This is a genomic window from Bacillus sp. OK048, assembly GCF_900103525.1.
Classification (GTDB): domain Bacteria; phylum Bacillota; class Bacilli; order Bacillales; family Cytobacillaceae; genus Neobacillus.
The window spans coordinates 151,127-163,927 of record NZ_FNHN01000005.1; the positions used below are offsets into that span (position 1 = coordinate 151,127).

At 35.0% G+C, this 12,801-nt stretch carries 11 protein-coding genes; all 11 read left to right on the top strand.

Annotation, left to right across the window (positions count from 1 at the left end; genetic code table 11):
* The first annotated feature begins 61 nt into the window (after positions 1 to 61).
* The 11 genes from BLR86_RS11170 to gpmI all read left to right on the top strand — a co-directional run bounded on the left by BLR86_RS11170 (position 62) and on the right by gpmI (position 12,787).
* On the top strand, positions 62 to 1,432 hold the full coding sequence (locus BLR86_RS11170) for a PIN-like domain-containing protein (RefSeq protein ID WP_090761357.1): 1,371 nt from the start codon (positions 62 to 64) through the stop codon (positions 1,430 to 1,432).
* A 268-nt stretch (positions 1,433 to 1,700) separates the two neighbouring features.
* Positions 1,701 to 2,519 carry a hypothetical protein gene (locus BLR86_RS11175; RefSeq protein WP_090761359.1) on the top strand — a complete coding sequence of 273 codons (819 nt, stop codon included), beginning with the start codon at positions 1,701 to 1,703 and terminating at the stop codon, positions 2,517 to 2,519.
* A gap of 269 nt (positions 2,520 to 2,788) precedes the next feature.
* Positions 2,789 to 3,415 (top strand): recombinase family protein, encoded by a 627-nt coding sequence (locus BLR86_RS11180; RefSeq protein WP_090761361.1) that lies wholly within the window; start codon positions 2,789 to 2,791, stop codon positions 3,413 to 3,415.
* Between the two features lie 154 nt (positions 3,416 to 3,569).
* Positions 3,570 to 4,733 carry a hypothetical protein gene (locus BLR86_RS11185; protein WP_090761363.1) on the top strand — a complete coding sequence of 388 codons (1,164 nt, stop codon included), beginning with the start codon at positions 3,570 to 3,572 and terminating at the stop codon, positions 4,731 to 4,733.
* Between the two features lie 620 nt (positions 4,734 to 5,353).
* Positions 5,354 to 6,679 carry an RNA polymerase factor sigma-54 gene (rpoN, locus tag BLR86_RS11195; protein ID WP_090761365.1) on the top strand — a complete coding sequence of 442 codons (1,326 nt, stop codon included), beginning with the start codon at positions 5,354 to 5,356 and terminating at the stop codon, positions 6,677 to 6,679.
* 14 nt (positions 6,680 to 6,693) lie between these two features.
* Complete coding sequence (locus tag BLR86_RS11200) at positions 6,694 to 6,951, top strand: glutaredoxin family protein (RefSeq protein WP_090761367.1); 258 nt, start codon at positions 6,694 to 6,696, stop codon at positions 6,949 to 6,951.
* A 133-nt stretch (positions 6,952 to 7,084) separates the two neighbouring features.
* Positions 7,085 to 8,107 carry a sugar-binding transcriptional regulator gene (locus BLR86_RS11205; protein WP_090761369.1) on the top strand — a complete coding sequence of 341 codons (1,023 nt, stop codon included), beginning with the start codon at positions 7,085 to 7,087 and terminating at the stop codon, positions 8,105 to 8,107.
* A gap of 48 nt (positions 8,108 to 8,155) precedes the next feature.
* Positions 8,156 to 9,163 (top strand): type I glyceraldehyde-3-phosphate dehydrogenase, encoded by a 1,008-nt coding sequence (gene gap / locus BLR86_RS11210; protein WP_090761371.1) that lies wholly within the window; start codon positions 8,156 to 8,158, stop codon positions 9,161 to 9,163.
* Positions 9,164 to 9,298: 135 nt separating this feature from the next.
* Positions 9,299 to 10,483 (top strand): phosphoglycerate kinase, encoded by a 1,185-nt coding sequence (gene pgk, locus BLR86_RS11215; protein WP_090761373.1) that lies wholly within the window; start codon positions 9,299 to 9,301, stop codon positions 10,481 to 10,483.
* Between the two features lie 17 nt (positions 10,484 to 10,500).
* A complete protein-coding gene (tpiA, locus tag BLR86_RS11220) occupies positions 10,501 to 11,262 on the top strand; it encodes a triose-phosphate isomerase (RefSeq protein ID WP_090761376.1) in 762 nt (253 codons plus the stop codon).
* Positions 11,255 to 12,787 carry a 2,3-bisphosphoglycerate-independent phosphoglycerate mutase gene (gene gpmI, locus BLR86_RS11225; protein ID WP_090761378.1) on the top strand — a complete coding sequence of 511 codons (1,533 nt, stop codon included), beginning with the start codon at positions 11,255 to 11,257 and terminating at the stop codon, positions 12,785 to 12,787. The genes tpiA and gpmI overlap by 8 nt, the downstream gene beginning before the upstream one ends.
* The last annotated feature ends 14 nt before the right edge of the window (positions 12,788 to 12,801 follow it).

Consider the following 12,801-nt stretch of genomic DNA (forward strand, 5'->3'; position numbering starts at 1 on the left):
TTATCAATTTTTAAATAATTTATAATGAAAATGAAAACAAAGATATTTAGGAGAAAATAATATGGAAGAAAAATTCTTTAATAGGAAAAATTTTAGTTTTTATCAATTATCCGATTCCGATGAAATTAAGCTTTGGGACGATTGCATTTTTGTATTTGATTCATCAACATTATTAGATTTTTATTTTTTAACAAATGATGCTTTAGACGATATTTTTCAAAATATATTTGAAAAAGTAAAAGATAGGACTTGGATACCTCAACATGTTGAATTTGAGTTCTTAAAAAATAGAGTTAAAACACTAAAAAAACCTATCACGGAAAAATACAAGCCACTTCAGAATAATATAAAAACTTTAGGTCAGGACGTTAAAAAAATAGAAAATAAAATAATTGGATTTGATAACGATACAAAGAATACAAATCAACATCCTTATTTAAGTGATCGGGCTATTATTAATGATTTACATGAAAAGCATAAAGCGTATGAACAGACCTTTCAAGAAATCATAAAAAAAGTTGATGAAGATATATCTAACAGAATTGAAGAAATAAATTCTAATACGACAAATGATAAAGTATTAACCAATTTTGAAAAATATTTAAAAGTAGGAAGGGAATATGACTTTAAAGAAATAATGGAAATTGCTGATCAAGGTGAAAAGAGGTTTTTGGCGAAGATTCCACCTGGATTCATGGATGTATTATCCTCAAAACCAAAAGAGGGTATACAAAGGTATGGTGACTTGATTATCTGGAAACAAATAATTGAGCTTGCAAAAGACAATGAAAAACCGATTATTTTTATTGTAAATGACAATAAAGAAGATTGGTGTTTTAAAGATGATAAGAAAAGAATTGAAAGTCCTAGATTAGAATTAATTAAAGAGTTTAAAGATGAAGCTAATCAAAGAATATGGATGTATAACCTAGAACAATTTTTATATAAATCCCGTGAAATACTAAAAGCCCCTCTAAATCAATCATCTATTGATCAAGCGACAAATGCTCTTTCTTCAGAAGAGGATGATGAAGATTTATTATCCATGCAAGAGATAATAGATGAACATATAAGAAAAATTGCAAAATTAAATGAAAAAATTCTTATTAATTGGGATGAAATAGAGAATACCGATGACCAAAGGCTTATTAGGAAAAGGAGAAAAAATATTGAAGACAATTTAATAGATATACGTTCAGAAATAAGAGAGTTAAATAGAACTAAATCATCCAATTATACAATTTCACACTTAACTGAACTTGGCTCATCAATTTTTAAACTTTTAGATATATCTTTAATTAGTAATTATCTAAAAAAAATGAAGGATGAATATTACTCGATACTTGAAAGTTCCAATGAAAATAAAGTTAAAGCTGAAAAAGAATTAGAATTATTTACAGAAATTTATGAAGAATTTTATAAAAGGTTATAGAACTTAAACGAAGGGATGTTTTTAAACGTCCCTATTTCTGTATAAAATTCGATTTTTATCAAAACGGTCAATTATACGTTAATAAGTGTATTCTACCCCCACAACATCATTGTTAAATATTATTTACGAAAAGGTCTTAGAATCCTGTCTAATGACATATTTCTATCGTGTAATTTGTCTTCTTATCAACTTTTTACTTATTTCTAAAATATTGAAGCTAATGGTAAAATTAACCTATACATATAATATTTCTAGGGGGCAACAAGGTATGAGGGGAAAAAAGACTTTGACTAGCACCATTCTATTAGTTTTTTCTATTTTTTTTTTAAGCGGTTGTGGAGATAGTGGGACGGCTAAAAAAATGAAGGAATCAATAGAAGAAAACGATTATTTTACAGCTAAACAAATTTATGAAGATGCTACAAACGATCTATCTAAGAAAAAGAAAGATGAGTTAAATAAAACTATTTCAAAAGTGCTCTTAGAATACTTACAAAAGGATTATAAAGATATAAAAGGAGCTGGCAATAAAGAAGTATTCTTTTATAACTCTTTAGGAAAAATTGAAGAAATTGGAATCAATAATAAAACTTTAACCCAAAAAATTAAATCGTATAAACAAGAGTTAGAAGATAAGGCAGCAGAAGATGAACATGAATCCTCGTTTGTTTCAACGGTGTTAGAACAAACTGAACAAGAAGGTTCTGACAAAGCTTTGGAATATAGCAATCAATTTAATACAAATTTTAAGGAGTTTATCCAGCTTGTTACAGAGGTAAAGAAAGGTCAGATTGAACTTTCGGGAGTATATACAATACAAAGATATGAACAAATATCAGCTAAAGTAAAACCATTGATGGAAAAATACCGTACTGAAGTAAATAATGTACCCAACGAGGAAAAGGAAGCACATGAAATTTATCTTGCTTTTCTAGATGAAGAAGAAAAAGCATTGCTATCCTTTGAAAAAGCAATTAATGAAAAAAACAGAGATGTGGTAATTACTGAAACTATACCATATCTTAATTCATCCAATGAGTTCTTGCTTTCTTGGGCAAAAGTAATGGGTATTCCTACGAATAAATAGTATCACTATTCCTTTGGGTGCTTTTATATTATACCGTACACGGAAAATCTAATCACTTTTAAAAATCGTTATCCAATATGAGGATAACGATTTTTACTTATAAAAGTTATCCGTAAAGGTATACCTTTACGGAAGTCTAAAACAAGATGTTTTTTATGCTTATAAAGGTTATTTAAATAATTTATAAACGTTTATAAATTATGGTTTACATTTATAAACATTCGGGTTATAATAGAAATAACAAATAACCCATAGGAACGGTGAAGAATATGAGTAAAAAGATTTTTGCTTACATAAGGGTATCAAGTAAAGATCAAAATGAAGCCAGACAATTAAAAGAAATCCTTGAAATAGGCGTTAATGAACGTGACATATTTATTGATAAGGAAAGTGGTAAAGACTTCAACAGAAGCCAATACAAAGCGTTAAAACAGTGTTTACGTAAAGGGGATTTACTTTATATAAAGTCTATTGATAGATTTGGTAGAAATTCAAAAGAGATTAAAAGAGAGTGGGAAGACATTACTCAAAATATCAAAGCTGATATAAAAGTCATAGATATGCCTTTACTTGATACTACCCAACACAAAGACACATTAGGAACGTTTGTAAGTGATTTAGTATTGCAAGTGTTAGCCTTTGTAAGCGAGCGTGAGCGTGAAAACATCTTGCAACGACAAGCCGAAGGAATTTCAGTAGCGAAGGCACAAGGCAAACATCTTGGTAGACCGCAATTAAATCTAAGCACAATATCAAAGCTGCAACGCCAAACGCTTGAACAAAACTATAAAAAATGGAAGAGTAAAGAGATTTCTGGTGTTGAGTTTATGACTTTGTTAGAACTAAAAAAGAACTCCTTTTACAAAATCACTGGGGAATACGAAAAAACATTGTAGGCACTCAAAATGAGTGTCTTTTGTGCTTCATTATTTGTTTAATTGTATTAAGTAAAGCTTAATAGTCATTTGAGTTTACGTAAGGTAATTTAAATTTTTTATGGTAAAATAAGGATTGATTTATTAAGACATATTACTTAAGAGAGTGAAGTTAATGATTGGTTTATATGGACACAGAAACATTGATGATGAGAAGTTAAAAAAATGGGTTTTAAATTGGGACGAACAGAAATATGTTAGTTATGTTTTTTCAATGTTTGAACCAGATTCTGAAGAATTGGAGGACTATTTAATACAACATGTTCAATTGGTAAAGTCTGTAGTTTCAAAAGAATGGAAAGGAGAGAGAGGATACTTATTCGACGTGCTGATTAGGCTGATGAACCAACAAATGATGGATTGTTATTTTCGTGCAAGTGATTCTATAGCTTCTGTAGCAAATTTTCATGAAATATTAATTAAACCTTCTGATTATTATACAAACAAATGTTTAATCAAAGGCTTTGACTACGTTGAAAAGGGGAATATTTTTATCTCATATGAAGGAGAAGTAATTGGAAACATCGGAACAATGAGTGATTTGTTCTGGCACAGTTTTTATGATGAATATATCCTTCAAGATGATTTTGGAGGAACTAATCATACAAGGAATAATGAACAAGATTTTACTTTACAAATATGGAAGCCCGATAATCTTGAAGATATTACTGAAATAGAAGAATTAGTAGAAAGAATATTATATGATTGTTCAGTAAAATTAGGTTTGAATTTTAAAAGGGCAAGATTTGATAGTTTTCAAAAAACTGTTGGTCATTCTAATCAATTTTCACTTGATGTAAGAACAGATAGTAGCTATGAACGAACTCCAATACAATATTTTAATTTTGCAAACTACACTTCAATAAGTAGGCATAAATATTTAGCGTACTACCAAGTTATTGAATTTTTCTTTATTAGAGCAATAAAAAGATTCCATTTGTCTAATGCTAAGGAATTGGATTATGTAAAATATATTTTGAATTATGCAGTGAAAAATGATGAAATAATTGAGTGGTTATATTCGGAAGAGGAGAAAGTTAATTATTTTACAACCAATAACCAAAAGTATCCTTCTATAGTAACACTTGATTTAAGTCAGGATATATCAGACATTGTTGCTAGACGGATATATTATATTAGATGTTCCTTAGTACACTCCAAAGAAGCACCAACAGATTATAATTTTGTTCCCAACCTAAATGATTTAGTTTTGGAAAAAGAAGTACCGTTAATCAAATTCTTAGCTTCTAAAGTAATAGAAAATTGTAGTATCTTTTAACAATTTTAGTAATGACTTAAATAATGTTCATGTAATAGGAAATAGTCGGGGTACTTATCACCCTATGTAATAAGTCCAAGTTACTTAATGGTTATAGCACTTCCGCTCACGCAATTAGAGTTTAAAATACAGTATCGTGCAATATTCATTAGAAAGTACCCTTAATTGACGATATTTTATCGTGTGAATATTTTTTTCCTTTTAAACACAGAAACTCATTTACACTACAGAAGAATAAGATATATATATAAGAAATGGTAAATACCTATCTCATACGAGAAGTGTGTTGTTTTATTGTTTGCAATTAGGTACTTGTTTCAGTATCATTGTTTATAGGATTAACACGCAATGAAAACACTCAATCAAGCATAAACCATTGATATAACAGCGCTCAAAGCTAATTGTACAGACAAGTAGTGCAACGGATAGCACGCAAGCCTCCGAAGCTTGAAATGCAGGTTCGATTCCTGCCGAGCGCATCATATTAACCTCCATTATCTAGATAAAAGGAATAAACCTCCTTTTATTAAAAATAATGAGAGGTTTTTTATTTGTAGTTTTTATTTTCCACACACGAACCCTCCAACATCATGTAAAATAGAGCGAGGGGGGAATGGGAAATGGATTTAAAAGCAGGTCTATGGCAACAACAATCGTTGAAATTGGCAATGACACAGGAATTAACCCAAGCGATTGCGCTCTTACAATATTCAGCACAAGAGCTTTGTTCATTTTTAGAAAACAAGGCACTTGAAAATCCCCTACTACAGGTTGAGAATAAGAATATTCAGCCTATTAACCCATTAATAGACCGCAATCGGCGGAAACATACAAAAAATACCGAGAATGAGTGGATAGAACAAATTGCAGCAAAGTCGTCCTCCATTGAGGAACAATTAATAAGTCAGCTCCCTATTCATAAATACTCTAGTAAACAATTGAAAATCATTAGACATCTGATTGAAAACCTGGATGATAACGGATACTTGACCTCTGAGCCAAACGAAATAGCAGAACGAATGGGTGTCCCTTTGGAGTTGGTTGAAGAGAGCATAATTATAATCCAAACCATGGAGCCAGCAGGAATTGGAGCCAGAAATCTTCAAGAATGCTTATTAATACAAATTGAACGGGAAAACCTAGAGGATGAATTGGCACGCACCATCCTTACACATTATTTCGTACCGTTTGCAGAGAAGAAATGGAAGCAAATGGCTAAACAGTTACAAGTTCCTATCCAAAAAATCCAAGAAGTATTTGATGCGATACAGCGGTTAAATCCACGTCCCGGTGCACTTTTAGAGCAAGAAAATGCGACTTACATTATCCCAGATGCGATTGTAGAACGGTTTGGGGCCGGATATTCCGTTAGGCTGTGCGATGACATTATTCCAAAGATCAGTTTTAATGACCATTATTATCAAAAACTTAGAACCACTCAAGATTCTCAAGTCGGCCGTTTTTTACAGGAGAAGTTTCAGGATTACCAGTGGATTATGAGAAGTATTGAGCAGAGGAAGGAAACGTTAACAAGAGTTGTAAGTAAAATAGTCGACAAACAATCCCGTTTTTTTGAAAAAGGGAGTGAACACTTAGTTCCAATGACGATGAAGGAAGTAGCAAGTGAACTTGAGATCCATGAATCAACCGTTAGCCGTGCTGTGAAAGAAAAGTATGTTCAGACACCAATTGGAACTTATTCTTTGAAATCTTTCTTTACCAGCACCATTCAAACAGTCTCAAACGAAAACACTTCCTCGAGCCAAGTGAAAAATGAAATCGCTTCAATGATTGAAAGTGAAGATAAGCAACGTCCATTTTCGGATCAAGAAATCGTCGAGAATCTGGTGAATAGTCAGGGAATAGTGGTTTCTAGAAGAACAGTTGCAAAGTATCGGGACCAATTGGGGATTCCATCCTCATCGAAGAGAAAAAGGTTTGATTGAAAGGATATAAATCAATGGAGCAAATAATAGTAACGTTTTTTACAAGACAACGCTGTTCATTATGTGAAAAGGCAAAAAAAGCGATCATGGAAGTAAAGAAAGATTGGGATTTTACATTAGAGGAAATCGATATCGATGAAAGTGATGAATTAACGGAATTGTACGGGATCATGATTCCAGTGGTGCATATCAACGGGGAAGAAGTTGCTTTTGGAATAATTGATAAAAATGACATACGTAACCGTTTACATGAAAAAAATAAAAACTTTTAAGTTGAAATAGGTTTTCACTCCTGTTAATATAATAATTGTTAGCAGGGGTGATTTTTTTTCGATGCAGTGGGACATAATTTGTCTATGGTGGACATTTTTTGACCATATACATATAATAAAGGAGCAAATTGGTATGCATTCACTCATCGATATCCAGAAAAGATTATTACCTGATCTCCTTCAAGTGCTACATAAGCGGTATTCTATCCTGAGGCATATAGGTTTTATGCAGCCTGTAGGAAGAAGGAGTCTAGCAGCTAACCTTGGGTATACTGAAAGAGTTCTTCGAAGTGAAGTAGATTTTCTAAAAGAACAAAATCTTATTTCTATTAATAATATTGGAATGAGTTTGACCGCTGAAGGGAAAAATTTACTAGAGGACTTAGAAGGATTAATTCGTGAATTAATCGGGATTGATGTGATGGAGCTAGAGCTGAAACACCGCCTTAAAATACGTAAGGTAGTGATTGTACCTGGTAACAGTGATGAATCCTTAATGGTTAAGGATGATTTGGGTAAGGCTAGTGCGGTTTGCATGAAAAAGTATCTAACCGGTAAAAATATTATCGCTGTAACTGGCGGCTCGACCATGGCAGCTGTTGCAAACGTACTTACACCAGAGTTTGGTAAAAAGGAATTGCTGTTTGTACCTGCTCGTGGCGGAATTGGTGAGGATGTTCAAAACCAAGCGAATACCATCAGCTCAATTATGTCAAAAAATACACACTCGAAACATCGTGTATTTTATGTACCCGATCAAGTTAGTAACGAAATTTATCAATCGCTCATTAAAGAACCCGAGATTCATGAAGTTTTAGAATTAATAAAATCAGCCAGCATGGTTCTTCACGGAATTGGAGATGCTATCACAATGGCTGAACGAAGAAATTCTAAACCCGAAATTATGAAAAAATTAGAAGCAACTGCAGCAGTAGGAGAAGCTTTTGGCTATTATTTTAATGAAAAAGGCGAGATTGTCCATAAGGTTTTAACGATTGGACTCCAACTAGAAGATCTAGCCCTGATTCCAAATGTATTTGCAGTGGCAGGCGGCGCTTCAAAGGTGAAAGCAATTAGAGCATATATGAAACAAGCACCATCCTCGACAATTTTAATTACCGATGAGGGTGCAGCAAGAAAGTTATTAAAAGGGTAATTCCTTTTTAAAATATAAACCTTTTTTCAAAACAAGGAGGAAATTAACATGACAGTAAAAGTTGGTATTAATGGTTTTGGTCGTATCGGCCGTAACGTATTCCGCGCGGCATTAAATAATTCAGAAATGGAAATCGTAGCAATTAACGATTTAACTGATGCAAACATGCTAGCTCATCTTTTAAAATACGATACAGTCCATGGTACTCTTCAACACGAAGTAAAAGTTGATGGTCAATATTTAGTTGTTGGCAACCAAAAAGTAAAAGTACTTGCTGAACGTGATCCTGCTCAATTAGGATGGGGCGAGCTTGGCGTTGATGTAGTAGTTGAATCAACAGGACGTTTCACTAAGCGTGAAGATGCAGCAAAACATCTTGAAGCAGGCGCAAAAAAAGTAATCATTTCAGCACCAGCTTCTAACGAAGACATTACTATTGTTATGGGTGTTAACGAAGATAAGTACGATGCGGCTAACCACCATGTATTATCAAATGCATCTTGTACAACTAACTGTCTAGCTCCTTTTGCAAAGGTTTTAAATGATAGCTTCGGAATTAAGCGTGGAATGATGACTACTATCCATTCTTATACAAATGACCAACAAATCCTTGACTTACCACATAAGGACTACCGTCGTGCACGTGCAGCTGCTGAGAACATGATTCCAACTTCTACTGGCGCAGCAAAAGCAGTTTCATTAGTTCTTCCTGAACTTAAAGGAAAATTAAACGGTATGGCTGTTCGTGTACCAACACCAAACGTTTCAATTGTTGACTTAGTGGCTGAGTTAGAAAAAAATGTAACAGCTGAAGAAGTGAATGCAGCATTAAAAGCAGCTGCTGAAGGTCCATTAAAAGGAATTTTAGCTTATAGCGAACTTCCATTAGTTTCAACTGACTATAATGGTGCAACAGTATCATCTACAGTTGACGCATTATCAACAATGGTTCTTGAAGACAATATGGTAAAAGTATTATCTTGGTACGATAACGAAGTTGGTTACTCTAGCCGCGTTGTTGACCTAATTGGATATATCGCTCAAAAAGGACTATAATCCTTATTGGCTAAGATTGGCTATATTTTCTTCTAAAAACTATAATGATTTATGGTATTTCAAAGGGGAGCGGGGAACATTCCCCCTCTCCTTTTTTTGTTGTATATGCTGTCAATACATAAGGAGGCTTTCCGCATGAACAAGAAAACATTAAACGATGTTGATGTAAAAGGAAAACGCGTATTCTGTCGAGTTGATTTTAACGTTCCCATGCAAGATGGTAAAATTACCGATGAAACAAGAATTCGTGCTGCATTGCCTACCATCCAATACTTAATGGATCAGGGTGCTAAAGTCATTTTGGCGAGTCATTTTGGACGTCCAAAAGGAAAAGTAGTAGAGGAAATGCGCTTAGCTCCCGTCGGTGTAAGACTTTCTGAACTTCTTGGAAAAAACGTGCAAAAAGCGGATGAAGCCTACGGTGATTCAGTTAAATCAATCATTGCATCAATGAATGAAAGCGATGTTCTTCTTCTTGAAAACGTCCGTTTCTACCCTGGTGAAGAAAAGAATGATCCAGAACTTGCGAAATCCTTTGCTGAGCTAGCAGATGTGTATGTGAATGATGCATTTGGTGCTGCTCATAGAGCGCATGCATCTACTGAAGGTATTGCACACCATCTTCCTGCTGTTTCTGGTCTTTTAATGGAAAAAGAACTTGATGTATTAGGAAAAGCTCTTTCCAATCCAGAGCGTCCGTTTACTGCCATTATTGGCGGTGCAAAAGTTAAGGATAAAATTGGAGTTATTGAAAACCTATTAGAAAAAGTTGATAACCTCATTATTGGTGGGGGACTTGCGTATACCTTTGTTAAGGCACAAGGTCATGAAGTTGGTAAATCACTTCTAGAAGCTGACAAAATTGACTTAGCGAAATCCTTTATCGAAAAAGCAAAAGAAAAAGGTGTTAACTTCTATATGCCTGTTGACGTGATTGTCGCTGATGATTTTTCAGGAGATGCGAATATTAAAGAAGTGGCCATTAACGAAATTCCTTCTGATTGGGAAGCTCTTGATATCGGACCGAAAACAGCTGCAATTTATCGTGATGTTATTCAAAACTCAAAATTAGTGATTTGGAACGGACCAATGGGTGTGTTTGAAATCGACCAGTTTGCTGGCGGAACGAAGGCCGTTGCCGAAGCACTTGCAGACTCTAAGGGTACTTATTCTGTAATTGGCGGCGGAGATTCTGCAGCAGCAGTCGAAAAGTTTAATTTGGCCGATAAAATGAGTCATATTTCAACAGGCGGCGGCGCTTCACTTGAATTTATGGAAGGCAAAGCACTTCCAGGCGTAGTCGCGTTAAACGATAAATAAGTAGGGAGTGTACCAGTATGCGTAAACCAATTATTGCAGGTAACTGGAAAATGAATAAAACACTTGCTGAAGCAAAGAGCTTTGCTGAGGAAGTAAAGGGACAAGTACCAAATCATGAAAAAATCGATTCTATCATATGTGCCCCTGCTTTATTTTTACAAAATCTTGTAGAAATTACAGCGGGAACAGATGTGAAAATTGGCGCACAAAACATGCATTTTGAAGAGAGCGGGGCGTTTACAGGTGAAATCAGCCCTAAACCTCTTTCTGAAATTGGTGTTCACTATGTCATTATTGGCCATTCAGAACGCAGAGAAATGTTTAATGAAACTGATGAGTCTGTTAATCAAAAGACACGTGCAGCCTTTAAATATAATTTGACGCCAATCGTTTGCTGTGGTGAGACACTAGAACAGCGTGAAAATGGCGAAACAATGGATTTCGTTGCTACACAAATTCAAAAAGCACTAACAGGTTTAACAGATGACCAAGTAAAACAAACAGTCATCGCCTACGAACCCATTTGGGCAATCGGAACAGGCAAATCTTCAACTTCACAGGATGCAAATGATGTATGTGCACACATTCGTCAAGTAGTTGCTAAACAGTTTAGCGAAGAAGTTGCAAATGAAGTTAGAATTCAATACGGCGGCAGTGTAAAACCAGAAAATATTAAAGAATATATGGCACAGCCAGATATCGATGGTGCTCTTGTAGGCGGGGCAAGTCTTGAAGCTCGCTCATTCTTGCAGCTATTGGAGGCAGGAAGCTATGAGTAAGTCTCCCGTTGCCCTCATCATTCTAGATGGATTTGGATGCAGGGATGAACACAAAGGGAATGCAGTCTATCATGCAAAAAAACCAAATTTCGATCGGTATTGGAATAATTTCCCACACTCGCATTTAACGGCTTCCGGTGAAGCAGTTGGCCTTCCAGAGGGACAAATGGGTAACTCCGAAGTCGGGCATTTAAATATTGGTGCTGGCCGAATTGTTTACCAAAGCTTAACACGTGTAAATGTTGCCATTCGTGAAGGTGAATTTGAAAAAAATGAAACCATTTGCGGTGCGATGGACCATGTAAAGAAAAATGGCACAAACTTACATTTATTTGGCTTGTTATCGGATGGCGGAGTACATAGCCATATTAATCATATGTTTGCGCTATTGAAGATGGCAAAAGAGGAAGGCGTAGAAAAGGTTTATATTCATGGTTTCCTTGATGGACGTGATGTAGGTCCAAAAACAGCGACAACATATATTCAACAAACGTTGGATAAAATTAATGAGTATGGCGTTGGTGAATTTGCAACCATCTCTGGACGTTATTATTCAATGGACCGTGACAAGCGCTGGGAGCGTGTTGAAAAGTCTTATTGTTCAATGGTTTATGGCGATGGCCCGACCTATACCAATCCATTAGATGTGGTAGAGGATTCCTATGAGCATGGAATTTTTGATGAATTCGTCATTCCATCCGTGATTACCAAGGAAGATGGTAGCCCTGTTGCGACTATACAAGACAATGATGCTGTCATTTTCTATAATTTCCGCCCAGACCGTGCGATCCAAATTTCCAACGTATTTACGAACGAAGATTTCCGTCCGTTTGACCGTGGTGAGAAACATCCGCGTGATTTATTCTTTGTGTGTTTAACACATTTCAGTGAATCGGTAGACGGATATGTTGCGTTTAAACCTTCTAACTTGGATAATACATTAGGAGAGGTATTGTCGCAAAATGGATTGAAGCAATTAAGAATTGCCGAAACAGAAAAATATCCTCATGTAACCTTTTTTATGAGCGGCGGCCGTGAGGACAAGTTCCCTGGTGAAGAGCGGATATTAATAAATTCACCTAAGGTTGCAACTTATGATCTTCAGCCTGAAATGAGTGCTTATGAATTGACTGACGCACTTCTTAAGGAAATACAAGACGATAAGTTTGACGCCATTCTGTTGAATTTTGCTAACCCTGATATGGTTGGCCATTCAGGAATGCTTGAACCAACTGTTAAGGCCATTGAAACGGTTGATGAATGCTTAGGTAAAATTGTTGATTTAATTCTTGAAAAAGGTGGATCGGCTATTATTACAGCTGACCATGGCAATGCAGATGAAGTCATCACCCTTGAAGGTGATCCAATGACAGCTCATACCACCAATCCTGTTCCGGTCATTATCACAAAGAAAGACGTTGAATTGCGTGAAGGCGGAATTTTAGGAGATCTAGCTCCAACAATGTTAAAGCTGCTTGGTGTAGACCAGCCAGAAGAAATGACAGGAAAATCATTAATTAATTAATTTTTATATTAAAA

Coding starts and splice junctions, on each gene's coding strand:
- rpoN (WP_090761365.1), top strand. CDS start 5,354: ATGGATTTAAAAGCAGGTCTATGGCAACAACAATCGTTGAAATTGGCA.
- gap (WP_090761371.1), top strand. CDS start 8,156: ATGACAGTAAAAGTTGGTATTAATGGTTTTGGTCGTATCGGCCGTAAC.
- BLR86_RS11205 (WP_090761369.1), top strand. CDS start 7,085: ATGCATTCACTCATCGATATCCAGAAAAGATTATTACCTGATCTCCTT.
- BLR86_RS11170 (WP_090761357.1), top strand. CDS start 62: ATGGAAGAAAAATTCTTTAATAGGAAAAATTTTAGTTTTTATCAATTA.
- pgk (WP_090761373.1), top strand. CDS start 9,299: ATGAACAAGAAAACATTAAACGATGTTGATGTAAAAGGAAAACGCGTA.
- BLR86_RS11200 (WP_090761367.1), top strand. CDS start 6,694: ATGGAGCAAATAATAGTAACGTTTTTTACAAGACAACGCTGTTCATTA.
- BLR86_RS11185 (WP_090761363.1), top strand. CDS start 3,570: ATGATTGGTTTATATGGACACAGAAACATTGATGATGAGAAGTTAAAA.
- gpmI (WP_090761378.1), top strand. CDS start 11,255: ATGAGTAAGTCTCCCGTTGCCCTCATCATTCTAGATGGATTTGGATGC.
- tpiA (WP_090761376.1), top strand. CDS start 10,501: ATGCGTAAACCAATTATTGCAGGTAACTGGAAAATGAATAAAACACTT.
- BLR86_RS11180 (WP_090761361.1), top strand. CDS start 2,789: ATGAGTAAAAAGATTTTTGCTTACATAAGGGTATCAAGTAAAGATCAA.
- BLR86_RS11175 (WP_090761359.1), top strand. CDS start 1,701: ATGAGGGGAAAAAAGACTTTGACTAGCACCATTCTATTAGTTTTTTCT.